Source organism: Thermostichus sp. MS-CIW-41 (genome assembly GCF_054058915.1).
Genome location: NZ_JBSSBO010000018.1, coordinates 1 through 25,428, shown reverse-complemented (window position 1 = coordinate 25,428; position 25,428 = coordinate 1). Strand labels below are relative to the sequence as shown.

Annotated in this window: 24 protein-coding genes, 1 tRNA gene and 1 pseudogene; 9 read left to right on the top strand and 17 right to left on the bottom strand. The window is 56.6% G+C overall.

Annotated features, from left to right (window positions below; genetic code table 11):
- Window positions 1-19: 19 nt before the first annotated feature.
- From ACVWXE_RS07255 to ACVWXE_RS07230, 6 genes are all read right to left on the bottom strand, one after another.
- Window positions 20-1,132 carry a glycosyl transferase gene (locus ACVWXE_RS07255; protein ID WP_457489946.1) on the bottom strand — a complete coding sequence of 371 codons (1,113 nt, stop codon included), beginning with the start codon at window positions 1,130-1,132 and terminating at the stop codon, window positions 20-22.
- Window positions 1,133-1,142: 10 nt separating this feature from the next.
- Window positions 1,143-2,042, bottom strand: coding sequence for a DMT family transporter (locus tag ACVWXE_RS07250; RefSeq protein WP_457489945.1), 900 nt, complete (start codon window positions 2,040-2,042; stop codon window positions 1,143-1,145).
- Window positions 2,042-2,389 (bottom strand): hypothetical protein, encoded by a 348-nt coding sequence (locus ACVWXE_RS07245; RefSeq protein WP_414413951.1) that lies wholly within the window; start codon window positions 2,387-2,389, stop codon window positions 2,042-2,044. The genes ACVWXE_RS07250 and ACVWXE_RS07245 overlap by 1 nt, the downstream gene beginning before the upstream one ends.
- Before the next feature lie 60 nt (window positions 2,390-2,449).
- Entirely contained in the window at window positions 2,450-2,731 is a 282-nt protein-coding gene (locus ACVWXE_RS07240) for a hypothetical protein (RefSeq protein ID WP_011432432.1), read from the bottom strand.
- A 142-nt stretch (window positions 2,732-2,873) separates the two neighbouring features.
- Entirely contained in the window at window positions 2,874-3,887 is a 1,014-nt protein-coding gene (locus ACVWXE_RS07235) for a leishmanolysin-related zinc metalloendopeptidase (protein ID WP_457489944.1), read from the bottom strand.
- A 214-nt stretch (window positions 3,888-4,101) separates the two neighbouring features.
- The gene (locus tag ACVWXE_RS07230; RefSeq protein WP_457384155.1) at window positions 4,102-4,575 is read right to left on the bottom strand and encodes a hypothetical protein; all 474 of its coding nucleotides are present in this window, start codon (window positions 4,573-4,575) and stop codon (window positions 4,102-4,104) included.
- A 303-nt stretch (window positions 4,576-4,878) separates the two neighbouring features.
- On the opposite strand from ACVWXE_RS07230, the pseudogene ACVWXE_RS07225 reads away from it, so the two are divergent.
- The 5 genes and pseudogenes from ACVWXE_RS07225 to ACVWXE_RS07205 all read left to right on the top strand — a co-directional run.
- Window positions 4,879-5,148, top strand: a pseudogene (locus ACVWXE_RS07225) (cysteine hydrolase family protein); the annotation flags it as partial.
- Between the two features lie 34 nt (window positions 5,149-5,182).
- Window positions 5,183-7,390 carry a phosphoketolase family protein gene (locus ACVWXE_RS07220; protein WP_457489943.1) on the top strand — a complete coding sequence of 736 codons (2,208 nt, stop codon included), beginning with the start codon at window positions 5,183-5,185 and terminating at the stop codon, window positions 7,388-7,390.
- A gap of 56 nt (window positions 7,391-7,446) precedes the next feature.
- Window positions 7,447-8,796, top strand: coding sequence for an AAA family ATPase (locus ACVWXE_RS07215; protein WP_457489942.1), 1,350 nt, complete (start codon window positions 7,447-7,449; stop codon window positions 8,794-8,796).
- Complete coding sequence (locus tag ACVWXE_RS07210) at window positions 8,789-9,439, top strand: Rho termination factor (protein WP_414384042.1); 651 nt, start codon at window positions 8,789-8,791, stop codon at window positions 9,437-9,439. Before ACVWXE_RS07215 ends, ACVWXE_RS07210 begins: the two co-directional genes overlap by 8 nt.
- A gap of 488 nt (window positions 9,440-9,927) precedes the next feature.
- On the top strand, window positions 9,928-10,371 hold the full coding sequence (locus tag ACVWXE_RS07205; protein WP_457385809.1) for a DUF29 domain-containing protein: 444 nt from the start codon (window positions 9,928-9,930) through the stop codon (window positions 10,369-10,371).
- A 123-nt stretch (window positions 10,372-10,494) separates the two neighbouring features.
- Here the strand turns inward: ACVWXE_RS07205 and ACVWXE_RS07200 are convergent, their stop codons facing one another.
- The 5 genes from ACVWXE_RS07200 to petP form a co-directional block, all read right to left on the bottom strand.
- On the bottom strand, window positions 10,495-11,424 hold the full coding sequence (locus ACVWXE_RS07200) for a restriction endonuclease (RefSeq protein WP_457489941.1): 930 nt from the start codon (window positions 11,422-11,424) through the stop codon (window positions 10,495-10,497).
- 133 nt (window positions 11,425-11,557) lie between these two features.
- Window positions 11,558-11,629: transfer RNA gene (locus ACVWXE_RS07195), tRNA-Met, on the bottom strand.
- A 99-nt stretch (window positions 11,630-11,728) separates the two neighbouring features.
- Window positions 11,729-13,189, bottom strand: coding sequence for a DASH family cryptochrome (locus ACVWXE_RS07190; protein ID WP_457489940.1), 1,461 nt, complete (start codon window positions 13,187-13,189; stop codon window positions 11,729-11,731).
- Window positions 13,190-13,201: 12 nt separating this feature from the next.
- Complete coding sequence (locus tag ACVWXE_RS07185; protein ID WP_238376891.1) at window positions 13,202-13,531, bottom strand: HU family DNA-binding protein; 330 nt, start codon at window positions 13,529-13,531, stop codon at window positions 13,202-13,204.
- Between the two features lie 37 nt (window positions 13,532-13,568).
- Window positions 13,569-13,766, bottom strand: a complete 198-nt coding sequence (gene petP, locus ACVWXE_RS07180; RefSeq protein ID WP_041436278.1) for a cytochrome b6f subunit PetP — start codon at window positions 13,764-13,766, stop codon at window positions 13,569-13,571.
- Window positions 13,767-13,907: 141 nt separating this feature from the next.
- Here petP and ACVWXE_RS07175 point away from each other — a divergent pair, with 141 nt between their 5' ends.
- The gene (locus tag ACVWXE_RS07175; protein WP_011432443.1) at window positions 13,908-14,351 is read left to right on the top strand and encodes an ATP-binding protein; all 444 of its coding nucleotides are present in this window, start codon (window positions 13,908-13,910) and stop codon (window positions 14,349-14,351) included.
- A 3-nt stretch (window positions 14,352-14,354) separates the two neighbouring features.
- Here ACVWXE_RS07175 and ACVWXE_RS07170 read toward each other — a convergent pair whose 3' ends face one another.
- Complete coding sequence (locus tag ACVWXE_RS07170) at window positions 14,355-16,151, bottom strand: DUF3352 domain-containing protein (protein WP_457489939.1); 1,797 nt, start codon at window positions 16,149-16,151, stop codon at window positions 14,355-14,357.
- A 298-nt stretch (window positions 16,152-16,449) separates the two neighbouring features.
- Between ACVWXE_RS07170 and uvrB the strand changes: the two genes are divergently transcribed.
- Window positions 16,450-18,537 carry an excinuclease ABC subunit UvrB gene (gene uvrB, locus ACVWXE_RS07165; RefSeq protein ID WP_457489938.1) on the top strand — a complete coding sequence of 696 codons (2,088 nt, stop codon included), beginning with the start codon at window positions 16,450-16,452 and terminating at the stop codon, window positions 18,535-18,537.
- Here the strand turns inward: uvrB and ACVWXE_RS07160 are convergent.
- Entirely contained in the window at window positions 18,534-18,665 is a 132-nt protein-coding gene (locus tag ACVWXE_RS07160) for a hypothetical protein (RefSeq protein WP_414343450.1), read from the bottom strand. The genes uvrB and ACVWXE_RS07160 overlap by 4 nt on opposite strands.
- On the opposite strand from ACVWXE_RS07160, the gene ACVWXE_RS07155 reads away from it, so the two are divergent.
- Window positions 18,647-20,482: a mechanosensitive ion channel family protein gene (locus ACVWXE_RS07155; protein WP_457489937.1), complete on the top strand. Its 1,836-nt coding sequence runs from the start codon at window positions 18,647-18,649 to the stop codon at window positions 20,480-20,482. The genes ACVWXE_RS07160 and ACVWXE_RS07155 overlap by 19 nt on opposite strands.
- Window positions 20,483-20,515: 33 nt before the next feature.
- On the top strand, window positions 20,516-21,106 hold the full coding sequence (locus ACVWXE_RS07150; RefSeq protein WP_457489936.1) for a DUF721 domain-containing protein: 591 nt from the start codon (window positions 20,516-20,518) through the stop codon (window positions 21,104-21,106).
- Window positions 21,107-21,269: 163 nt separating this feature from the next.
- Here ACVWXE_RS07150 and pxcA read toward each other — a convergent pair whose 3' ends face one another.
- From pxcA to ACVWXE_RS07130, 4 genes are all read right to left on the bottom strand, one after another.
- Complete coding sequence (gene pxcA / locus ACVWXE_RS07145; protein WP_457489935.1) at window positions 21,270-22,652, bottom strand: proton extrusion protein PcxA; 1,383 nt, start codon at window positions 22,650-22,652, stop codon at window positions 21,270-21,272.
- A 189-nt stretch (window positions 22,653-22,841) separates the two neighbouring features.
- Entirely contained in the window at window positions 22,842-24,254 is a 1,413-nt protein-coding gene (locus tag ACVWXE_RS07140; protein ID WP_457489934.1) for a glycosyltransferase, read from the bottom strand.
- 218 nt (window positions 24,255-24,472) lie between these two features.
- Window positions 24,473-24,589: a photosystem II reaction center X protein gene (locus ACVWXE_RS07135; RefSeq protein ID WP_011432450.1), complete on the bottom strand. Its 117-nt coding sequence runs from the start codon at window positions 24,587-24,589 to the stop codon at window positions 24,473-24,475.
- Window positions 24,590-24,693: 104 nt separating this feature from the next.
- Complete coding sequence (locus ACVWXE_RS07130; protein ID WP_011432451.1) at window positions 24,694-25,050, bottom strand: ferredoxin-thioredoxin reductase catalytic domain-containing protein; 357 nt, start codon at window positions 25,048-25,050, stop codon at window positions 24,694-24,696.
- Between the last annotated feature and the right edge of the window lie 378 nt (window positions 25,051-25,428).

Below are 25,428 nucleotides of genomic sequence, written 5' to 3'. Positions count from 1 at the left end.
CAGGAAGCTGCCCTTTATGCTACCCGGCATCCCTTCCCCGCAGGAATGCCTCTAAGGCAGCAGCCAGGGTTTCATTCCCCTGCAGATCCAACCCATCCGGCCTCTGGGGTGGGTGGGCGGGATCCCGCAAAAAGTCCCAGGATCCTTGAAAAAACTCCTCTGGCGAGAGAATGCGATGCCAGCCATAGCGCCGCAAACCCTCAACCAGCAACGGTGACTCAGCAAACCCAGAGCGGGTAACACAGGCCATAGGTGTGCGGCTGCGCAGGGCCTCCGCCAAAGTGCCATAGCCCGGCTTGGACACCACCCAGCGGCAGAGGGGCATCACATCCACCGGTCGCCACACCCGCCCATCCAAAACCCGCAAGTTGGGCAAGGGGGGAGCTTCCGGATCAAACGTGAGAAACTGCCAGTCGGGAAAATCTTGGAGCCGCTCGTGAGGAAACCCCCGTACCCCTAGCCCGCCAAAGGTGAACAAAGCCCTGGGTTGCTCCGGGTGTAACCCCAACTGGGCGGCGACCTCTTCTGGTGGGTAGCGGGGATCCGATCCCGTCAGCCCCACCTCCCGCTGATGCGGGAAGGCGCTAGTGCTCCGCACCGCTGACGCGACCATGCTCTCGCTAAAGGGCAGGCGAAACAGAAGGTCACATTGCCCATAGAGCTCCCGAACCCAGGCCACAAACGGTTGAAACTCCGGGCCGTATTCTTGGTAGATGAAATCCCAGCCAAAATTACTGGCCATCCAGCAAGGGATCCCAGCAGCTTGGGCAATCGCCGCAGCAATGGGCGGCACATCCGCCAACACCAAAGGCACCCCCTGGGCTCGAATGAAATCCGCTTCTTCTCGAACAAGCTCCGCAGCGCTGGCTTTAAACGCCTTGAGGGCAGCCAACGTAGCCGGCAGATCCGCTTGCAGCCCATCCGGCTGCACCACCCCCACATCCAACGCCCGCGGCCGATGGAGAAACTTCCCCTCCACGTAACGCTCCAGGAGCCAGCGGGGAGCCGGCGTAACAAAGATGGGCAGAACATGGGGATCCCGCCGCAGCAAAGCATTCACGACCGCCGCCAGACGGGTAACGTGCCCAAACCCGTGAGCTGTTGCCGCCACATACAGAGGAACGGGATTCATCGCGACCACCTCAAGACAGAACAGGATCTGCGGGGGACTTTTCCCTACGGGATCCCCACAGATTGCTGGCCAAAATCAGACCCAGGCCCAGCACGGATCCCAGCGCAATCCTCTCGCCCAACAGCACCGCAATCAACCCCAACGACAAAAAGGGCGTCACATACACCCAGTTGGCCAGGGATCCCCGGTGGCCCGCCAACTCCAGAGCCCGCAGCCAAAATACAAAAGTCAGGCCCATCTCCGCCAGACCAATGTAAGCCGCCCAACCCAGCCCCGCAACTGTCCAAGAGACCTCCTGAAACGGCAGCAGTAGCAGGCCATAGAGGCTGCCGAAGAGAAACCCTATAAACAGCTTCAGCACCGCATCTCGCCCATCCCGCACATTGAGTAGCCAATAGAGCGCCCAGATTCCAGAGCTGCCCACCGCCAGCAGGACCCCCCAGGGATCCTCCACCTGCAAGGTGCCCCAGGATCCCCCCGTAGCCACCAGCACCACTCCCAGCAGGCTCACCCCCAAGGCCAACACCAGCCGCCAGCGAAAGCGCTCTCCCAACAGCGGCACCGCCAAAAGAGCCAGCACCAGCGGCCAGGTGTAGTTCAAAGCCATCGCCGCCTGAGCCGACAGGCGGTCATAAGCCTGGAACAACACCCCATAGTAGCCAAGGGGGTTGAGCAGCCCCTGAAGGGCCGACAGGCGGATTTGGGATCCCCTCTGCCTGCCGATCAACCTCGCCCGCCCTGTAACCACCAAAACGATCCCCAGGATCAAGCAAGAGCTCAATGCCGAAAAAATCAGCAAGACCGTCGGCGACAGGTGCTGCAACCCAAACTTAAAAGCGCTGGCAGCCGTAGCCCAGCCCAAGATGGCCGCCGCCAGGTAAGCATATGCTCGCCAGGGATCCCTAGGCATCAAAAGCTGTCGAGATTGCTGTCCTCTGGCTTCGACTTAGCTCCGGTGGGAAGGCCCAGCCGCGGTGCCACCACCCAGGCATAGAGCAGATAGCCCAGCCCCGCCACCACTGCCCACCTGAGAACGGTGCCGAAAACCCGGAAGAACAGCCCGACCAGAAGAATACAGCCCAGAATGGCGAAGACCGTCACCAGTGGACGCCCCCAAGTCTCAACCCAAGCTCGGACGGCACTTTTCCCCTGAGACGCAACGGATGTTCCCGACTCCCGAGAGGCTGCAGCCGCTTGCTCCAGTTCACGCTCAAGCTGTTTCAGCCGTTCTTGTTCTGAGAAAGAGAGATCGGACATAGAGAGCAGTCTCCAGCGGTGTCACCTCCATCTTACGAGCTGCTCCCGAAGATGGGCAGACTAAGCTCGCGCCGAAGGGATCTCCTGAACCATAGCCCGGAACACATCCAAAGCCGGGCCAGGGCGACGGTTAGGACGCGGAGCCGAGATCTCATTGGGCACAAAAGGCTTCTCCACCACCACCTTGGGCTTGTTGGCAGGAGCAGTTGCTGTAGCCGCAGGAGCAGAGCTGGGGGAAGCCGGTGCAGAACGAAAAGGCCCGGTAACAAAATCCACCAAGCCGCCGAAGAGAATGCCGAAAAAGGAGAACAGGCCGCCGAAAAGCTTCTTGAGGATACCCATAGCTAATTGCAAAGAGATGAGGTGAGAACTTGTCGATGTTGAGAACTTGTCGATGTTATGTCGATGTTGTGAAGTTATACAACTCGACCTTCATTATTGTTAAAAGGTAGCCTCTTGGCCATGAGTAGATATACTCCTTTTCTTAGGCCTGGGGATCCCCCACCCGCCTGCCCTCGGCGTCAAATTGCTGTAGGGGCAGGATCAACTCCAGCTCCTGCAGTTCCAAAGGCTGAGGGATCCCTCTACTGCGCCCCAAAGCAAAGCCATCCGCCGCTGCTGGATTCACCTCATAGCCGATATCTGCCATTGCTCCCACCGTGAGAATGCTCAAGGGGTTGGCTACCCCCCGGTCGATGCGGCTGGTCATCAGCTCGCGGCCCAAGACGCTCTCCCGCCAATGGGAATCTCGGGATCCCTCCCCAAACTCGTTTTCTAAAGGAACAGAGGGCGCGTTTCCTCCCAGCGTGGCGAAGGCGCTGACCGCCCTGGGGCCGATAAAGCGGGGATCGTAGCCAGGGGGCGTAGGCTGATCCCACCTCACCAAGCCCACCGTTAGCCCCTTGGGATCCCAGACGCTGGGCAAAAAGCCCAAGGCATGGCCCAACTCGTGCAGGGCGGTAATGGGCAGATCCCCTCGTTCTTCCAGGGCAGATAGATTTTGACTGTTGAACAGAACTACGGAGTAGAAAGGCAGACCGTTAGAGGCCCGCACAAAACAGGGAGCAGCTCCCCCCAAAATTCGCTCGTTGCCGAGGTTTCTGGCCCGCACCTCCACCAGCAGATCGTCGATGGGGAAATTGAGTGGCGTGCTGGGAAACCCTCGATCACATTCGTCGGCCCGAATGGTGGTGGGGGGCAGATCCGGCTGGTCACCAACGATGATCTGTTGCCAGCGCAGAGCGGCATTGCGGACGATCGACTGCTGGGTGGGGGTGAGACTGTTGTCGGGAAAGCGAACGTCAATGGTGAACTGGGAAGCAGGCGCAGTCGTTGGCGAGGGCAAAGGGGCAGGAATGACAGTCGGAGTAGGGGTGAGAACGACAGTTGGAGTAGAGGTAGGAATGACGGTTGGAATGGGAGTGGGAATGACACTCACAGAAGAGGAGCTACCACTTCCCCCGCAGGCCTTGAGCGCCAGTACCAGAAGCACAGCCACCAGGGATCCAAGCAGACGCAGACCCCACACTCTGCCCAAAAGCAGTCGCTGCCTTGAATTCACACCACCTCCCAAAAAGCCCCATGACCCAAGTGGATCATACCGGCTGCAACCATCCTCCCGAGCATGATTTGCGTCACACCGCACCGGTCAACTTCAAGGCCAGGAAGAGATGGGTTTGGAGGTCTGTATCTTCAGGTCGGAAGCCCTCAATCTAACAATCCAAAGAGTCAGAAGATCCTTCCTCTTCTATGCCCCAGCCCGCAGCCAAAACATCCACCGCCGCCCGCAGCGCCTGGTTATCCCCCAAGAGCTCCTCGGGATCCGAACGCGGCTCCACCAGGGGAACCAAGCGCAGAATACGTCCGTCCTGAACCAAGTCGATAACCACGCCCGGCTGCTCCTTGCCCAGGTTGGCAATCTCTTCTTCGGAAGCGGGATCCCGCAGACAGGCATAATCAAAGCTGTTCACATTTAAGTAGAGGCTACGGTTTACCACCAGTGTGGCAGCAGTGGGATCCTGAAAAACATCCACCACGCAGCCTTCCCCCTGCTTCCGTACCGAGCCATCGACGATATCAAAGTAGCGAACACGGGCCAAATCGGATAGGAGTCGGTAAATATCCCGCTTGTTCACCAAAGTTCCCGTATTCACAATACAGGGGGCACAGGGATGAGTGTCTGTCATAGGGCAGTCGGTCTCGAAAGGTCAACAGATTGAGAGTAGGCAAAAGGAAAGCAACATCAACAGTGTCTGCAAACTATCTCCGAAAACATCAGTCCTCGGCAATTCTAGGCGCGGTTATGATTGACAAGCAACAGGGATCCGTAACTTTACAAAAACTTTAATCAGCTAAAAAAGAGAGAAGTAGCCTGCCCTGCTTTATCCAGTTAACCCAGTGCAACAACAGAACAACTCGCTCCATTCCGCCTACCCAGGGCTCAGACTGCTCTCAAGGCAAAATCAATCCATAGCTTTGCTTCTATCGACTTTATCACAGCCTTGCTGCAAGCAATCTTGCAAAAGCGCGGCATCACCCACCTGCTGTTCACCGGGGTAACCACAGAAGTCTGCGTGCAAACCACAATGCGCGAGGCCAATGACCGCGGCTATGAGTGCCTGCTGGTGGAAGATTGGACCGCCAGCTACTTCCCAGAGTTCAAGCAAGCCACCCTGGAGATGATCCGGGCGCAAGGGGGCATCGTCGGCTGGACGAGTTCTGCTCAGAACATCCAAAAAGCGTTATCGGGTTTACAGTGAGTGTGAATAACCCAACAAGCGTGAGGCTGAACCGATGACACTGGCTCAGGAGGCAACTGCCCAAGTCCCCGCCTTTTGCGAAGGGATCCAGTACTTCGGGGATCCTTGGCCAGAATTCGACCGCCTGGGCCAGGCGCCCGCAGTGGATGCCGGCACCGGGAAGCTGAGGGATCCCGGCAGTCGTATGGCCGCCTACCAAACCTTGCTCTATGCCGATGCCTTGCGCTACCTCACCCTGCAAATGACCGCCAGTAAAGCCTCAGGCCATCCGGGCGGATTTGCCAGCCAAGCAGAAGCCTATGCCGCTCTGGTGTACCTGGGCCAGAAGAACATCCCCACCGAAGTCGGGCACCACGCGCCGGGCTTTTACGCGGCCATGTTTTTGGATGGATCCCTGGCCGAGATGGGCATCCACACCGTCGCCGACCTGCGGGCCCGTTTTCGAGAGCGGGAAGGGCTGTTGGGTCACCTCTCTGGCTACATTCCCGGGCTGCTGGCACCGGCTGGGCCGCTGGGGCAAGGACAACACTTTGCCATGGCAGGAGCCCTGCTCTATCCAGATCGCCTCTTCCCGGTCACGATTGGGGATGGCGGCCTGGGAGAGCCCTATGTGATGAGCTCCATGATTCACTTCCACACGGCTTTCCCGCAGCGCACCAACTTCCTGCCGGTACTGGTTTGGAATGGCTACAGCCAAGAACACCACAGCATGATCTCCACCGCCAGCAACGCCCAGATGGCCGAGTATTGGCGGGGCAACGGCTTTGAGGAAGTGGTGTTGGTGGATGCCAAGGACTTTGACGATGCCCAACAGCCTGGCCCTTACGTCGACAGCACTCAGTTTTCCCTAGAAGCCCGCCTTGCCTTTGCCCAAAGGGTGCTGATCGAAATGGAGCGAGCCATCCAATCAGCCCTGAGCGGACAATTAACGGTTTTCATCCTCAAGCAACTGAAGGGGGCTGGGGTACATGCCAAGGGATCCAAGTCCCACAACCTCTACGGCCACCACACTCTGGATCACCCGGACATTGTGGCGGCTCTGCGGGCGCGGGCCTTACATCCGGCAGCTTGGGCCCTGGTGCGACAAAACTGCCAACGGGCAGCCGGGGGGCCAGCCGCCAAGGTGGCGGTTACAGAGTTCGTTCGGCCTTTGCCGCCTTTGGGATCCCTGAACCTGACGGAGTTTCCCCTGGGGGACAAGCAGGTTTCCACCACGGCCATCGGATCCCTGGTGGTGCAGGTGGGGCAGAAGGATCCCGACTTTTTGGTGGCCAATGCCGACGGCAACGAAGCTTCCGGCATCGCCAATGTGAACCAAGGTCTCAAGGTGATTCACCCCACGGTGGATCCCTTATACAACCAACAGCCCCAAGGCCAGGTCTACGAACCCCTGAGCGAAGATGCCTGCGCGGGGCTAACGGCGGGCCTAGCCCTCTTCGGCGGACGCTCCCTGTGGTGCTCCTACGAGTCCTTTGCCGTCAACGGCCTACCCATCTGGCAGACGGTAACCCAAGCCATGGCGGAGCTGCGCCGGCCCACCCCCTCGGCCATTGCCCTCTTCACTGCCGGCGCTCTGGAACAGGGGCGTAACGGCTGGACCCACCAACGCCCGGAAATTGAGGCCTACCTGGCAGCCATGATGCGCAACGGCAACATCTTTCCCCTCTTCCCGCCGGATGCCAACTGTGCCCAAGCTGCCTACGAATGGGCCCTATCCACCTGCAACAAAGGGATCCCTATCATCGCCAGCAAAACCCCCCTGCCCATCCGCACCACCCTCGAACAAGCCCGCCAAGCAGTAGAGCAGGGCTGCATCGTCCTTCAGGAGTTTCCCGGATCCCGAACCGTCGTCTTTGCCGTGGTGGGAGATATGGTTCTCCTGCCCGTGTTCGAGGCGGCTGAACAGCTCCAAGCCCAAGGGATCGGCTGCAAAATCGTCTCGGTGATTAACCCCCGCCGTCTGTATCGCCCCGGCGACGTGGCTTGGTCCACCTGTGCCCAGCCAGATGGGGAATTCATGTCCGACCAGGAGTTTGCCGCTTGGTTTGCCGGTGAGGCCCTCATTGGGGTAACAGGCGGATCCAGCCTGATGTTGGAGCCTCTGACACTGCGCTACACTGGCCCGCGCGACATTTTTGCCTGGAAACGCGGGGAAACCACCGCCACCCCCGCCGAATTGATGGACTACAACGGCCTGACAGCCCAAGCACTAGCAGAACGAGCCAAGCAACTGCTATGCTGAGGGCAAGCTTTTAGCTTGGTTAGCATTGTCCACCTTATTTTTTCCTATTTTTTCCTATGACTGCGGCTAGCTCTCTCCGAGAGAAGCTTGAGAGGATATCTCCCACCGAGAGGGTAGAGCGAGTTGTTGTCCAACACTTTGCTGTTCCTCTCCTGCAGGCACTTGGCTTTGACGACTCGGAAATTAGAGATGAATTCGAGACAGGTTGCGGCCAGGTCGATCTCGCAGCAAGAAAGAACGGAGATCCTGAAGATATTTTCCTTAGATCCCCGAAGAATCCCTACTTGCTTTTGGAGGCAAAATCTAGAGCAGTTAATCTCAGAGAAGGATCTTGCTATAGAGATGCAGTTTGTCAGATAGAAAGTTACTTGCTTGCCAAGAACTGCAAATCTGCAAAATGGGGAATTATCACCAATGCAAATAACATCCAGCTTTGGAGGAAGCACGGAAAAGTCGTTCACCCCGCTACAGCAAACCTTGATATTAGCTCAGATAACATTGAGAGCATAGTGCGTAACTTGCGAGACAAGATAGAAAACTATGAGCGCGCTCTGACTGTATGCGTGTATAACAATAAAGGGGGCGTAGGCAAAACAACGACGATCATTAACCTTGCGGCAGCACTAAAAACCAAGGGAAAAAAGGTCTTAGTTGTTGACTTTGATTCTCAGGGTGATCTGACAAGAAGCTTGGGAGTTACTCCTGGAAAAATTACACTGACGCAGTGCTTAAAGGATCCCAAAATAGATGTTCATTCCGTTGTCCAAACATACAGACTCAAGACAGTTAGACAAGGCAAACAGAGTATAGTTTCCATCTTTGACATCATCCCAAGAGACCCTGAACTGGAAACGTTAACTGATAGCCAGGCGGTAGCATATATCCAGAAGGGAACTCGGCGCCTTCGCGATCTGATTGCCCCTCTTCGCAATGAGTATGACTACATCCTAATCGACTGCCCAACTCAATGGCTTTACTTTAGCCAGAGTGGTGTCTTTGCCGCCGACGTTATTTTGATACCTACCCGCCCCGACGATCTGTCTTCCCTGAATAATGCTGCTAGAGTAATCACCAGCTTTGTTCCAGAAACTGCTAAGTCACGACAGGATGGTGGCCCTATTGCTTTGCCTACCTTTTTCAACGGTGTCCCCTCAGAAAGCGAAAACACTATTAAACGAGCAAATGATGAGATAGAAAAAATTGTCAGCCAAGAGAGAAGCATGAACCTACTTCCATATTTCTGGCCGCATTTTAAGAGAGGTAATGAAAACAAAAGCATTTTTAGGATACCTGACTATGCAGTGATATCCTCTGCAAGCTTTGCTCGAACTCCTGCCGTCTTTAGGGACAGGAGAGTTTTAGAATACTACCAGAGTCTTGCCCGTGAGTACTTTATCGATGAGTGAGTTTTCAGATCTAGGTAGGTTGGTTAACTTACCCCTTGAGAGCATTACGCCCGCCGATGGGTTTTCTGCTCCCTCCTTCCTTGTTGCCGCAGCCGCAGATCAGCTAAGGGCGACAGGAGGACACAACTGGGTTCCTCTGCTGGTGGTCGAGGCTGGCGACTATCAGTACAAAGCCATTGGTAATCATTTTGTCTATGCAGTTGCTCAAGAAGCGGGACTGGAAAGGCTATGGTGTATCGTTGTCGATCCTGATCCAGAGCAGGTTAAGCAGGCCCAGATTCTCGCCAAAGAAATTGTTCCGAAGGTAAATTTGACCAATACATCGAGAGAGACTATCTTGGCTGCGCTAAGATACCTAGCCGAGCGACCCAGCAGTCCCCTCAAGGGAGTCGATGTAACCATTGCAGCTGCCCGGATTGCAGAGGCGGATAGAAGTTGGTGGCAGGACTTAACCCCCATAACCAAGCTTGGGTGCAAAATTACGCGAGGCAAAAAACTGGATGCCCTATCGGAAGTATTTTTCGTAACTCCTACAGCGTTGCCCCCTACTCTGAAGAAATCATCCAAGAGATCTGCGGCATCCGCTGGCGCGAAGAAAGCGACCTCAACTCGCTCGCGGAAAAAAACAGAGGGAGAGAGCTGAAAGGGATCCCTTCAAAAACATATTCTCCTCTCCACATCACCGAGGCCCGACTCCGCTTGCTGTGGGATGCCTGCCTCAAGCCTCCCTTTGAATGGCTACTGCCACCCAAACAGCCTTGGCCGCTCTCAACAACAGCCTCCATGGCAGGTATGCTCTGCTTACCTAGGACGACCGGATCCATCTGGAGCTCATGCACAGGATGATCACCAGCATCTTGGAGATCGACCTGACCCAAACCGTCCGGTATTATCTTGACCACAGGGATCCCCCCCTTATTGCCTGGATCCTGGGCCGTGATCAAGCGCTCCAGACCTGTTGAAACCTCATATTGTTCAGGGTCAGGCCCCATTGGGATCCAACGCTGCCACAGATCCGAGGCTTTGTAGCTACAGAGTTTGAGGACTCGATAAACTTATGAGGTCGAAGCTCAACGGCTGGAACCGGTAGGATTGACTTATCTTTGGCCAGTGTCCTGCTAGGAATGGATTATGGCGCTTTACGACTGCGACTTTTATGCCTGGACGCAAGAGCAAGCCGCACTGCTGAGATCGGGGCAGTGGGATCGATTGGATATTCCCAACTTGGTGGAGGAGATTGAGACTTTGGGCAGGCAAGAACGCCGCGAATTGGTGAATCGGCTAGGGATCCTGGTGGGCCATCTGCTAAAGTGGCAGTTTCAGCCTCAACAACGAAGCAAAAGTAGGATAGCCACAATTATCGAACAGCGGCAAGAGGTGCAGGAGTTAATTGCGGATAATCCCAGCCTTAAGTCTTATCTGGTTGAAGCAATGAATAAAGCTTATCAAAAGAGCGTCCTGCTGGTGGCTAAAGAAACGCCTCTATCTCTGGACGATCTGCCTGCCCAGTGTCCCTACACATTGGATCAGGTGATGGATCCCAACTTTTACCCCGAGCAGGAGAGCCCCCAGTGAGGATCTCGTCTTTCCCTCATAGCGTATCTCCCTCTTTCAGTTGGGCGTTTTCATAGTTAACATTCCACCTAGGCAAATGACAATTTCGCTGTGGCCAATTGACGGTCTGAGCTGATGCGGTTGTCAGATGCTCTCTTCAAAATAATCACTATCAACTTTCTTGACTGGGTACAACGAAACTGTAGATACGCCAACGTCGTGCTCAATCATTAGATTTGTTAGTTGTTCGCCGTCAATCAAAACAATCTTACTGCCGATCTGCGAAACGTAGCTGCTAGCGTCTTCAGTAAACCTGGAGGTAGTGATAAAAATACCCTTGTTTGCTCTTTGAGCCTGTAAAGCACCCACAAACTGCATGACATCAGGACGACCTACCGGATTGCTATCCCAACGCTTTGCCTGAATATACACAACATCAAGACCGAGTTTGTCCTCTTTGATGATCCCATCAATTCCACCATCGCCACTCTTGCGAATTGCTTTGCCCGCATCTGCTCGTGAACCTCCATAGCCCATTTTGACCAGCAGTTCCACAACAACCTTTTCGAAGAAGGCAGGCGATACTTTCTTTAGCTTGGCAAGCAGTTCATCGGCCAGTTTGTCACGGAGATTTTCATACGCAGCTTCTAACTGCTCTAATGGTGTCGCTGCCGAAGTCTCTGATAAAGCTTTTTGTTTGCTTGCCTTGTTGCTGCTTCTTGTGCCTTTGGGCCCCTCAAATTCTCGGAATTCAGGATATTGCCTGAGTAACTCTACATTGATGGTTTTGGGCTGTTTTTCAAGAAGATCTCTTCCGCGGTCAGTAATTTGGTAGAATCCTCTGCGCGTTGTTTCCAGCAGCCCTGCCTTTTTCATATAAGTTGCAGCCCAGCCGACGCGATTGACAAAGGTTGGCTGTACACCGCTCGGCAGCATCTCCCTGAGATCGTCCTCTGTGAGGCCCAGTTCCTTTGCCAGAACTTCAACAGCTTCGCTGGTTGATATTTCGGTTTCTTTACGTGCTGCAAACTGGAGAAGTGGCAACATCAAGCTCTGATAATCGGGAACGGCCATTTGTAGAACCGATGTGAAGATAGGGATCCCAAACCGAAGTAGGTTCCACCCATAACTTTACGCCAACCCTCTGCTGCAAGCCAGTTAGGGTATCCGCCAGGCCGGGAAGCCTCTGAAAAAAGTTTGACGTGGATGGCTCAGGCGTGATTTGAACACGCGACCAAGGGCTTATGAGTCCCCTGCTCTACCGCTGAGCTACTGAGCCAGGACAGCGCTTAACTAGAATAGCACTCTTGGGCCGGAACTGCGCCTCAGAAAATCCCCTCAGCCCCCTCTCGGGAAGAAGCCCCAGACAAGGCAATGCCTATCGGCAGGCCAGGGCAGCTTCGTAAACCCGTCGGTTGGCCGCGAGAGACTTCTCCAAATCCACCAGTGGGCGAGGGTAGTCCACCCCCAATCGGACTCCAAATTGCTTCTGCTCGGCAGCAGTGAGGCGATAGGGCTCGTGGATTTTATCCCCCGGGATCCCGGCCAATTCCGGCAACCAGTGGCGCAGATAGTCTCCTTTGGGATCGTACTCGCGAGATTGTTTGGGGATGTGGAAGTAGCGGAAGCCGCGGGCATCGTTCCCTACGCCGGCGGTGTAGTTCCAATTGCCGTAGTTGCTGGCCACGTCGTAGTCGATGAGCAGCGACTCAAACCACTCAGCGCCCATGCGCCAGTCGATGCCCAGGTTCTTGGTCAAAAAGCTGGCCACATTCTGCCGTCCCCGGTTGGACATAAACCCAGTAGCCGCCAGCTCCCGCATGTTGGCATCCACCAAGGGGTAGCCCGTCTCACCCCGACACCAAGCCTGAAAGCGCGGCCAATCCTGCTGCCAAGGGAGGGGGATCCCTTGGATCCCAGAAGGACGGAACAGTTTGGCGCCGTGCTTGGCCAAGATAAACCGAAAATAATCCCGCCACAGCAGCTCAAACACCAGCCAGTAGGTGGACTCATTGCGCACCCGCTCCTGCTCGTAACGCTTGACCTCGGCATAGACGGTGCGAGGGGAGATGCAGCCCAGCGCCAACCAAGCAGAAAGCCGGGAGCTATCGTCGGGATCCAACATGCCGTTGCGGGTTTCTTTGTAGATGCGCAGCCGATCCCGATCCCAAAAGTAGGTTTGCAGGCGGGCATGGGCAGCAGTGCTGCCGCCAAGGTAGGTGAAGCGGGCCCGTGGATCCCTAGCAGGTGAAGATAGCCCCAGCGAGGCCAAAGTAGGCAGAGGGCCGGGATCCAAACCCGATGGCAGGGGGGGGATCGAGGGAATGGGCAAGGGATCCCGGATGGGGGTGCTCCCCTCGACTTGCTTTCGAAAGCGGGTGAACAGCTCCGGCAGTTGCGAGAGACAAAAGGGGAGATCCTCAGGGTGATAGAGGGTATGGCCCCAATCAACCTGCAGCCGGATCCCCAGAGACCGCAAAGCCCGCTCAACAGCAGCCGCCACCTCCTTCTCCTCGGTGCCCACCTCTTCATGGGCATAGACCGCCTCGACCCCCCACTCCTGTGCCAAGGTGGGGATCACCTGTTCTGGCTGTCCCTGGCGGATCACCAAATCCGAGCCGCGCGACCGCAACTGCTGCCGCAAATCCGCCAAACTCTCCAGCAAAAACTGACCGCGGAAAGGGCCGGTTCTGGGGCGGAGCCCAAGGGAAGTCTCGCCGAACTGGCGGGGATCCAAGCAATACAAGGGGATCAAAGGGGATCCCTGTTGGCAGGCCCGCGTCAGCGGCTGGTGATCCAGCAGGCGCAAGTCGGTGCGAAACCACAGCAGGACGGTCATTCTGCAGCTACCCTACACGGATCCCGCGGACTCAGACTTGGACACCCGAACCCCAGCTGGACGCCCCAGCTCAGGGCTGGGAACAAAATGAGGCACATCGGCAGCCGGGATGTGAACAGGGGCCTTGGTGCGCGGATGATAGGTTTGCCGGGCGGGACGATGGCGCAGCGAGAACGTGCCAAAGCGAGCCAGCCGCACGGATCCCCCCTGGGCCAGGCATTGGCTAATGCTGTCCAGCATAGCCTCCAGAGCAGCAGCAGCCATTTCCACGGTCAGGCCATCCACCTGCGCGGCCATCTGGCGGGCCAGCAAACGGCGAGTCAAATGAGGAGGAGAAGCCACCAACCGACCCTCTAGACAACAGAACACAGACAGGGGCTTAGAGCACCTCCAGTTCACTCTCGAAAAACCAATGTCGAGAGCGATCGGGAAACTCCAGAATGTAGCCGACACCGCTGCCATCGACCACACGCCGTGCCAGCACCACAGCCTCTTTGCCCACCAGAGCGCTGAGGTTTTCTTGTCCGCGATCCTGGACAGAGCGAACTTTGACCTTATTTCCAACCTTGATCGCCATAAAACCGCGAAGAGACTTACCACTCAAGATGGTACGGCAAAAGTCCCCTTGCCGAGCTCCTGCCGCACCTCTGCTGGGGTTGACCCCGATGGGATTGCTAGAATGGGGTCAAAGTGCCGTGCCCCAGGGAAGACTGCCTCCGTGATTGCCCTTTCCCTCAAACCCGCCCACTGCTCCTGGAGCGTTATCAGCTTTCCCTCCACCCTCTACACTCAGCCTGTCCTCGATCTCTTGATCTCAAAAGTCCCTCCTGCCTGGAGAGCGGAAATACGTTTGGGCCTACAGGAAGCAATCATCAATGCCGTCCGCCACGGCAACGGCCTCGACCCCAACAAGAAGGTGATCATCGAGTACGCCAGCTCGGAGCCCTTTTACCAATGGCTGGTGCGAGATCAAGGGCCCGGCTTTTGTCCCCAAGAGAAGCTCCACCGATGCCAACATAACATCTTGGAAACCGAAGAGTCGGGCCGAGGAATGCTGCTGCTCACCCAAATCTTCGACTTTGTGGAGTGGAATGAAACAGGCAACCAGGTCTACCTGGCCAAATACATCCACGCCAACTGTCGGGATCCCTGGATAGTCTGACCCTCAATGCCACTCCCAAAACAGCTTGCCCATTTGGGTAATCTGGCAGCCCCGATCGGGGTAGGGAGCTTCAGAAACCGCTAGGGCTGTGGTGGCGAAGGCAAAGCGCGTGGATGACCAGCGGGATCCCTTAGCGCTCCGCGCCGCTGACGCGACCGGGTCGGGCAGCTCGCTTTCCAAGAGCAACCCCAGGGATCCATAGCCATAGCCCAAATTGCGGTGGGGCAGGGAAGCCACCAACTTGCGCCAGGCGCGATTTGCACTCAAGGGGGGATCCGCGAGGGCCGCCTCCAGAGCCGCCAGAGAAGAAGCCAGGTAGGAATAGCCTTTGCGATCGGCATGATACACCTGTGCCGGCAGCGGAATCCCCGACGGCGACTGGGGGAGAGCCTCTGCCGACTGCAATGACGCGGATCCTCCCTTCCCGCTGACTTCCAGCCGCTCCCCTGCCAACACAGGGATCTCCGGTCGATGGATAGAGCGGTGAGGACTCCGTCCCGCTGTCGCCACCGGCTGGGGTTCTGACTGCCCCCCTGCGGGAATGGTTGGTTTGGCCCAGGCAGTGGCGGTGCCACGCTTCGTTGCCAGAGAGATTACCTGCCAGCCTTGGGCGCGTGCCCGCTCATCCAAGTCGAAATAAGGACTCCGTCCCGCTGTCGCGACCGACTCATCCGGCAGCTTACCGACCCACAGCCAGGCTGGATCCCCGTCGCCGGGCAAAAGGGCAAAGGCAAACTCTCCCCGTTCCGGCAACAGACGCTGCCAGTCCAGCGCCACCTGAGATTGCAAGCGCTGCAGCCACTGGCCGGGATCCACCCGCAACCCCAGGGAATTTAGGGGCTGGATCTGCCCCAGGCTCTGCCAAACTGAGGCCAGATTCTCTCCGGAAACCAGCGCCAAGGTCTCATCCGGCAGATGTTGAAGGATCTGCGGGCGAAAGGCTTCTGCCGCCGGCAAGGAGAAGCCAGCGGGCGCATGCCAGAGGGCAGCACTTTCGGCCACCAAGCCGCGGAAGTTTACCCCCAACCCCAGCCCTACCGCCTGCAACGTCAGCCCGTCTGGAGAAACCGCCTCTGGATTTTGCCAGAAGGCCCAACCCACATGCGCCTCCCGCAAGGGCTGGATGACCTGCTGAAACAGAGGCTGAGCCACCAGAGACAACTGCGGCAACTGCCAAGCATCGATGGCGGCGCGAATGGCAGCAGGCTGCTCCGCCAGCAACACGTATTGCTCGCCGAAAACGGCTGCCGAGAAACCCTGCAGGCCCGGAATCGGGCTAGACACCACCTGAATGCCCTTGTAAGTGTCTACCTGCACCGGCCTCCCGGCCAAGCTCTGCCGTTCCCACAACAGGTTCAGCTCAAATTGAGAGACTGCCGCATCCCGCGTTTCTAGGGCAACCAAGGTGCCCCACTCCGGCAAACTGGCCAAGAGGGTGCTCCTCCCCAGCCAGGGCCGCACCTCCCGCTCAAAATCAAGGGATCCCCCGGCCAGCATGGATCCCAGCCAGCCTGGGCCTTCAGGGGAGAAAAACTTTTGCCACTGCTGACGGGCAGCGCGTCGCTGGGGGGCAGGAGTTGCCGCTTGCCAAAACGCTTGCACCTCGTCCAGGGGAACAGCCAACACCAGCAGCGCTTGTGCGGAGCGAGGGGCCAAACCCACAATTGGCGGCAGCTCCGGGTGGGCCAGCAACAAAGCCACCGGACTGCGGGTGAGCAGCCATACGACAACCCACACCACCATGGCGGCCAGAAGACCCAACCCGATTAGGATCCCGCGCAAGAGTTGCCGTCGTCCCATATCTCAATCTCTGCACCGAGGGAGACATGGCGCAGACACCCAGGCCCTACTGCTCTGCACTGCTGGCATGAACAGGCCTAGTGAAGAAGCGCTGCCCTCAGTCCTGCATGATAAAACCTTACCATGGAACAGAGGCTAACCCTGGTGTGCCAGCTGGAGCCCACCGCTGAGCAGGCGGCCAAGTTTAGAGGCACCCCACAAGCCTTTGTGATCCGCACCACCATTCCAAACCAACGTGCAGATCAGCCCTGCCTTGACCAGCCCGGCAGCTATCTAGGCCCATCCGAAAGTCAAACCCATGTCAGAGTTTCAACTGGTTTCTCCCTATCAACCCACCGGAGATCAACCTAAGGCAATTGCCGGTTTGGTGAAGTCAATTTCAGAAGGCCATCGTTTCCAAACCTTGCTGGGGGCAACCGGAACCGGCAAAACATTTACCATCGCCCACACCATCCAGCAAATCGGCAGGCCCACCTTGGTGATGGCCCACAATAAGACGCTGGCGGCACAACTGTGCAATGAGCTACGAGAGCTGTTTCCCAATAATGCCGTTGAATACTTCATCAGCTATTACGACTACTATCAACCGGAAGCCTATGTTCCCAGCACCGATACTTACATCGCCAAATCTTCCTCTATCAACGAAGAAATCGATATGCTGCGGCACTCGGCTACCCGCTCTTTGTTTGAACGGCGGGATGTGATTGTGGTGGCCTCGGTGAGCTGCATCTATGGTCTGGGCATGCCAGAAGAATACCTGAAGGCTTCCATCCCCTTCAAAGTCGGCCAGGAGATTAACCAACGGGATGTCCTGCGGGATCTGGCCAGCATCCAGTACGAGCGCAATGACCTGGAGCTGGTGCGGGGGCGATTTCGCCTCAAAGGGGATGTGCTGGAAATTGTGCCGGCCTATGAGGATCGGGTCATTCGCATCGAATTTTTTGGCGATGAGATCGAGGCCATTCGCTTAATTGATCCGGTTACAGGTGAGATTTTGAACAGCCTCAGCGCCCTCAGAGTTTATCCTGCTCGGCACTTTGTAACGCCGGAAGCACAATTGGAGCGGGCGATCCTCAATATCGAGCAAGAACTGGAAGAGCAATTGGCCCTCTTTCGCAAAGAAGGCAAGCTCCTGGAAGCCCAACGGCTGGAACAGCGCACCCGCTACGACCTAGAAATGCTGCGAGAGGTGGGCTATTGCAACGGGATCGAAAACTACTCCAGACATTTAACAGGGCGCAAAGCAGGAGAGCCCCCCGCCTGCTTGGTGGATTATTTCAAGGCCAACGATTGGCTGCTGGTGGTGGATGAATCCCACGTGACCGTGCCCCAAATTCGCGGCATGTATAATGGCGACCGTGCCCGCAAGCAGGTGCTGGTGGATCACGGTTTTCGCCTGCCCAGCGCCCTCGACAATCGCCCCCTCAAAGCCGAAGAATTTTGGGCCAAGGTTCATCAGTGTATCTTTGTTTCGGCTACCCCCGGCAACTGGGAACTGGAGCAGAGCGAGGCCCAATTTGAAACCCGGGTGGAAGATGGCAAGACCTTGAAGTTTTATGTGCAGGGCAGCGGTCGGGTTATCGAACAGGTGATTCGGCCCACTGGGGTGGTGGATCCCGAGGTGCATGTGCGCCCTACGGCTGGGCAAGTGGACGATTTGCTGGGAGAAATTTATTTGCGATTGGAGCGCTCTCAGCAGGGATCTGCCGAACGGGTGATCGTGACCACCCTCACCAAACGGATGGCAGAAGATCTCACAGAATATCTCCAGGAGCGAGGGATCCGAGTTCGCTATTTGCATTCCGAGATCACCTCGATTGAGCGAATTGAAATCCTACAAGACTTTCGAGAAGGGGCCTTTGACGTGTTGGTAGGAGTTAACTTGCTGCGGGAAGGGTTAGACCTGCCGGAAGTCTCCTTGGTGGCCATTTTGGATGCTGACAAAGAAGGGTTTTTGCGAGCAGAGCGCTCCCTGATTCAGATGATTGGGAGGGCAGCGCGGAATGTCCGTGGAACGGTGGTGATGTACGCCGACACCATGACCGGCAGCATGGCCCGGGCCATTGCCGAAACCCAGCGTCGCCGCGAGATTCAATTGCAATACAACCGCCAACACAACATCGCGCCCAAGCCCATTGTCAAGAAAAACAGCAATGCCATCTTGTCTTTTTTGGCCATCTCCCGCAAACTTAACGACCCAGATCTGGAAAAAGCCTTTCAAGCTGCGCAGGAGATTCCTCTCTCCGAGATTCCAGAGCTGATCGGCCAACTGGAACTGAAGATGAAAGAGGCCGCCAAAAACCTAGAATTTGAGGAAGCCGCCGAGCTGCGAGATAGAATCAAAAAGCTGCGTCAACGCCTTCTGGGCCATTCTCAGGGCACCTAAAATCCTTGCTCAGATCGGCCAAAATTGAGGTCGGCTTGTGCCACCATGAGCTTGCGGGGCAGCACCAGGGATCCCCAATTGATCGATAGGCGTTCGTACCAAACCGGCCATGCAGGACTCCGTCCCACTTAAGCGAGCAGCTCTTTGGGTTGGGCTGACGGTGGGGATAGGTCTCTGGCTTACCCCTGCCGTTGCCTCTGCCCCTTCATTGGCCCAAGCCCTTGAATTTCGGGATCCCAACTTTTTCCTGGCCGATCCCCGACCCACACCGGCTGAAGCGCCAACTCCTGAGGGATCCCCTGCTCCGGCTCCTAGCCCAATCGGGATCCCTTTGACCGGCCAAGAGGGCACAGAGGTGTTGGTGGGGAACATCCCGGTGTTCCGCCTGCAGACGGCAGACTACCCCAGCGATGTGCGGGCCGACAACGTTCGGGCGATCATCGAGCGCTTTCTCGAAGAAGGCCAGTTGCCGGAGCCAGAGGTACGGGTGGCCCAGGATGCCAATGGGCAATACATCTTACGCCTGGGGGAAAGAGGCCGCTTTGAGCGCACACAACGGTATTTGTTCACCGTCACCTATGCCGATGCAGCCGCAGAGCGCAGGGTGGCACCGGGTCAGGTGAGCCTGAATGACGTGCGTCTGGTGGCCAACAGTTGGGCGCGGCGGTTGGAGCAAGCGATTGCCAATTACCGCGAAGACCTGCTGGCTCTGCAACGGGCCCAGGATCCGCGCGTGCTGGTTCTGACCCTCCTGGCAGGGATCGCCACCTTGGTGGTGGGGTTCTTCCTCTGGCGGCTGTTCGACCGCAGCTTAACCCGTCTGCAACGCTGGTTGGAGCTTAAGGCCGGAGAGACCTGGGGCACCTGGATTGATGTGGGTGGGATGCTGCTGCGGGGCGTGGGGGTGATCCTCATCGCCGGCATCTCGCTGGATCGCGGTATCGGCTTCATCCCTGCCCTACGACCGTTTCAGCGCTCCTTTTACCTGGGCCTGGGTCGCGTGGTTGCCACGGCTCTGGGCGTTCTCACCCAGCCTCTGCCCAACTCCAGCGTTTCGATTGCCAGCTTGCTGGTCTTCCTCGTCCTCTCCATCTTGGTTTTCACCGGCGCCCACTACGTCAGCGTTGGCTTCAAGCAGCGCTTTTTGGCACGCCTGGGGCTGGATCTGGGCACCCAAGAGTCTTCGGCGGCCATCTTCAAGTACATCCTGACCCTGTTCGGCATCCTTCTGGTCTTGCCCTTCAGCGGCCTTAATCTGGGCTCCTTGGCGGTTATTGCCGGGGCGGTGGGTTTGGGGATCGGTTTTGGTTTGCAAAACCTCTCCAACAACTACATCAGCTACATTGCCATTTTGCTGGAGCGCCCCATCCAAATCGGGGATCTGGTGGAAGTGGACAACCTGCTCGGCACAGTGGAGCGCATTGGCCCACGGGCCACCGTCTTGCGCACCCTGGATCGCATTTTTGTGATCGTGCCCAACTCCCGCTTTACCGAATCGAAGGTGGTGAACTGGAGCTACCGGGATCCCCGCTGTCGCATCCACATTCCGGTCGGCGTGGCCTACGGCTCCGATACCGCCTTGGTTACCGAAGCCCTGCTCAGCGCCGCCAGAGAAAATGCTCGGGTGTTGAGCAGCCCTGCCCCCCAAGTCTGGCTCAAGTCCTTTGGCCCTTCTGCACTTAACTTTGAGCTGCTGGTGTGGATCAACCGTCCTCAAGATCAGTTTGTCTTGATCAGCGAGCTAAACTTCCTAATCGAGGCTGAGTTTCGGCGACGTGGGATCCGCATCCCCTTCCCGCAACAAGATATTCATATCCGCAGCCTAGAGGGATTTGCCCCCCTCAGTCAAAATGGCGGATCCCCTTCTTTGCCCGATACCGACTCCATTCACTCTGCCCTCAAAGAAGCGGCTCAATCGCCGGAAGACCAAAATGGTGTTTCCTAAGCTATTGCCTGCCATTGACACCCTATCGACACCATGTTGCAGCGGTTAGATGAGGTACTGGGAAGCTTTGGCAGCCATCCCCGTTGGGCTGAACTGAAGCAAATGCAAACCCTGCGGCAGCTCTGGCCCGAACTCGTCGGAGAGGCCGTAGCCGCCCAAACCTATCCTCTCAGCCTGCGCCGACAGGTGCTGCAGGTGGCCACCTCTACCCCGGCCTGGGCACAAAACTTAACCTTGCAACGCCAGATCATTCTCAGGAAACTCAACAGCCGGCTACAATCTCCCCTCAGCGATATCCGCTTCAGCTCTGGTGCCTGGCACAAGGGATCCAGCCCGGCTGCCCCCCATCCTGATGCGGAGCTGATCAGCAAGTTTTATGGCGCTCCCCGCCTAGCAGACCAAGATGGACAACGCCCTGGATCCTGTCCCAGCCCCAATCCAAAACAGCCCACCTCCGACCCGAAAGTGGCTTTCGAGCGCTGGGCCAGAGTGGTGAAGCAACAACAAACCCAGGAGAACCTGTTCCCTTGCCCCGCCTGCCGCTGTCCTACCCCTGCCGCCGAATTGGAGCGTTGGTTTGTCTGCGGGTTCTGCCATCGACAATCCTTGCGCCCGCCCAGCTAACTCAGGAAACTCGAATTACGGTTGCTTCAAATGGCAATCAAACGATTCGTCAGGTCGATCCCCAACTTCTTTCTTCCTCTGAGAGAGGTTGTGGATGGTTACGGCAGCGGCAAGGAGCGCTTGGGAAGCGTCTCAACCCAGTTTGAAATGCAACTGCGAACCCTTAATCGTTCATAGCCCGATAGGTGGCTACTGAAGACGGCGATACACGGTTTAAATAGCGGAAGATCCAATACTTAAAAAGTGTATCCAGAAAAACCGGAAAAGTAGCAATAAAGCCGTAGATAAAATCGCGGTTCTCCGGTACCCCCAAATGGGCAGCCAAATTACCCAGCAGCACCTCCCAACCGTGGGGAGAGTGATAACCGACAAACACATCGGTAAAGAGAATAATAATGAAAGCCTTGGCACTATCGCTGAGACCGTAGATCAGACGATCCAAAAAAGACTTGAGGACTTCGATTTCCTCACGCCCAACAAAGATAAGCCAGCCAAACACCAGCAGCGAAAGCAAATCAGCAAGGATATTCTTCAAGCCTTCCGAGTTCCTACGGCTATATTTTTTCAGCAGTTCCTCTGCCTTCATGGACAGTTGCTCTTCTGATTCCAGATCCCACTCTGGAGATTGATGGTGCAAAGCTCGCTCAAATTCTATTCTTTCCTTGAAAAACTCGAACTCTGTCAGGGCTTTTTCTTGAAATTCGTGGCTCAGAGCCACAATGGCAGGCTCCCGTTGTTGCAAGTGATCTACCAATGGCCCAAACAGAAAGTTTTTCGAGAGGATCTGGGTGAGCAGAGGCAAAATGGCCAACAACAACAGAAAACGAATCGATACTAGTGTGCGAGTGCGAGCCTCGCGATACTCCTGGATCAGTTCCTCTTCGGCCTGGGAACTCAGCTCACGGCGGATTTGGCTGGCTGTGCGCAGAATAGAACGGGGCAGAATCGCAGCTTTGGAAGCGACCGGGGCAGCGCCATTGCCGGAGCCTGCCTTGACAGAGACATTAGAAGAACTGGGTTCAGTTGAGGTAGGTTGTTCTGGCGGTTCGAGAGGCTCAGGTGAAGTGGAAATTGAAGCAGAGACAGGTTGGGATTTTCTGGTCGGGCGTTTGTATCGAGAAGTCACCTGATCGATAAACTGCAGTTTCTCCAAGATGGAAAGATCTCGTCTTTGGCGACCATTCTCAGGGTTTTCGCCGTTGCTTTCAGGAGCATCGACCTCAGCGGCATGGCGTTCTTGATCTTTATCTTGGGCAGAAACAGGGCCACTGCCATTTTGCTCGGGATCCGGCAGGCGAGAAAGGGCGCTGCTGGCTCTGAACTCTGCCAAACGCAGATCGATCTGGCGCAGTTGCCGGCGCAGTTGAATTTGAAAGTAGCGGCTGACATTCTGGCCATGTTGCCCGTTGCTGCCGATGGATCCTCCCTGGAAGTATTGATCCTCGATGGCTTTAATGCGCAGGGCAGCCTCATAAGCTTGGTCAAGGGAGCGCAGGGGGGTATTCGAGATCCATTGGCCCAGCCTGCTCAATACGGATTCTCCCATTGCTCGTTCCCGTGGCACTCCCCATGGGGGCCGATCCACACATTACAGTGATCCGATTGACTAAATTGACTAATTATTGTAACGAGTCCTGGGTGCCTAGGCGGGAATCCCAACGGTGGAGAAGTACTTGCAGAGACTGGCCCTGCCTCGACAGAAGTACAGACCGGCACCTTTGGGTCAGAGCAAACTTCAGTATCCCTTAAAGCGCTTGAGGGCAAAGCCACAGATCTGCAGCAGCCGCAGCCCCTCTCGCACATGGTGAATGTTGGAGCGACCATAGGTTCTGGGGAAATAGCGCACGGGGATATCCAGGATCTTCAGGGTGCGCTTGGCGGATCCCAGCAACAGGTCAAAATCTCCAAACGGGTCGAAATCCCCCCACTCTTGGCACAGCTTGGCAATCTGCTGGTAATCCTCCCGCCACAGGGCCTTGGTGCCACAGAGGGAATCTTTGATGCGGATGCCGAGAATGTAGGAGAGGAGAGCGGCAAAAAAACGATTGGCCCATTGGTTTAGCCGAGGCATTGCCTCTGGTTTCAGGGGATAGATAAGGCGACAACCATTGGCAAAATCACATCGCCCGGAAGCCACAGCCCGGAAAAACTTGGGCAGGTCCTCTGCCTGTACGGTCAAATCGGCATCGAGGATGATCAACACATCCCCTGTAGCGGCGGCTAGCCCCTTGCGCACCGCATCCCCCTTGCCCTTGCCCTCCTGCCGTAGAGCCCGGATATTGCGGATCCCTTGGTATTCCGCCTGTACCCGCTGGATCTCGGCCCAAGTCCCGTCGCTGGAATGCCCCTCCACAAAAATGATCTCGGTGCGGGATCCCATCTCGGGCAAATGTTCCACGCAGCGGCGGATGTTGCCCGCTTCATTCCGAGCCGGAATCACCACGGTGCAGGAAGGCTGCTGCTCAGGGGGGGGATCCCAGGCAGGGTCGGGCTGCAGGCGAGCGATCGTATATTCCGTCAGGCAGAGGGCGTTGATCCCGGGCAATGGGGCAATCACCCGGTTGATCACAGTCGAAAGGAACGGGATCCGCCGTGGCAACAACAGCCGCTTGCCCTGCTGAATGACCTCGTATCCTGCCAAGTGCAGCAGGTTGGCCACATCGGCTGCCGATAACCAGTTGGCTGCCGGCAGAGGCATCCGTTGCTTCAGAGCGGTTGCCAGGCTCAGAATCGGCTCCCAGAGCGGGTTGTGGTGGGAGAGGATCAGGCGGGTGCGTGGGGTACAGAAGCGGCGCAACTGCTGGAGAACCTGCTGGATGTCGGCCAGGTAGCCCAGGGTATTGACGAGCAAGATCACATCAAAAGGCTCCGCCAAGACGGGATCCCCTTTGTCCAGCGTGTGGGCATCTTGCACCCGGAAATGGAGATGGGGAAACTCTGCCTGAGCTTGGGCAACAATGTCCGCATCCCGGTCGATCCCCACCCCGAAGCTGGGCTGCAAGGCATTGAGCAGGGATCCCGTGCCGGAACCAATCTCCAAGATGCGCAAACCGGCAGGGACAAAAAAGCGATGCAGCCGCTCCAGATCCTCGTGGTAGTAGCGGTTTTTTTGCCGCCAGTAATACAAGGGGTGGGTCAATGCCGGCAAGGGAGCCCCAGGGTGTCGCTAGATTCAGCTTTTGATCATAAGGTGCTATGGATGCTCTGCTGGTCACCCAACCCGGCTGGGTTCTTGACAACAGGGGTGAAGCACTCCGGCAATTGTGTACCGCAGCCACATCTTGCCACCCCAGTCTCTCCCCACCCAGCGATAGCAGTACAGGGAAAAGGGAAGCATTGGCGGGCAAGTGCCAACGAGCGGGGATCTCAGCGACGACGCACTTTATCCCTTTGGCTGACAAAGATGATGGCACCAAAGAGAGCCCCCAGCACAACTGCACCAGCCACCAAGCTCCAGAGGAAGTTAGCAAGTGAGGGAGTCATAAAAGCGTTTCCTCCTCGTGCAAATAACCATTGCCCAACGGCTTTTCGATTATACCGAGCCCTGTCACCCTTCCAAAGCCTGCCTTTGTCCCTGCCGGACGCTGTCATTTGGTAGTTTGGTATTCCAGGGGCACCTCCTCTAGGGTTTGGCTCTTGCCGGCAAAGGGGTTATCCGGCGTTAAGAACAGCATACAGTGACATTCCTTTCGCTCCCGCATGGGTACACAGGGGCAATTCCAATAGCCTGCTTTTGCTTCTGCCTCTTTGTCTTCATAAAAACGACAGGGACACAGCGGGGCGCCCAATTGCTCTTTGTGCAGAGCCAAGCCTTCGATCACCGCCGTCGTAATTGATGGATCCGAGCAGAAAAAGGTCTCGGAGCGTTTGGCGTAGGTTTCTGCGAAATGCCGCATCAACTCAAAGCTCTTCTGTGAGGACTTTTTGTAACCACGACTTTCCATGACGATTCCCAAAAGTGGAACTAACCGGCTGTTGCTAGCAACGGGGTTCACAGCTTTTTCCGACGACGCCTCCCGAAGCCAGTACAGACGTGTAGGGGGCCGGGATTCTATTAACTCCACAGATAACTCCACAGACCTCCCACAACGCCGAGAAAAGCTGTATCTCGCTCTTCGTTGTACAGCAGACCTCTAGGCAGGACAAAAGATTATGCCCTTGCTGTTACACAAGGCAACATCTAGGGGCCGTAGCAAGAGCCAGCCTTGGCGTACTCTACAGAATACCTTGACATCCTCCCCGGCCTGAAGGCTGGAGATTCCTACCACGCTACGCATGGATGGCTCCTTGCGCAGTCGTCTCGGCGGGTTCCTGCTTCCGAC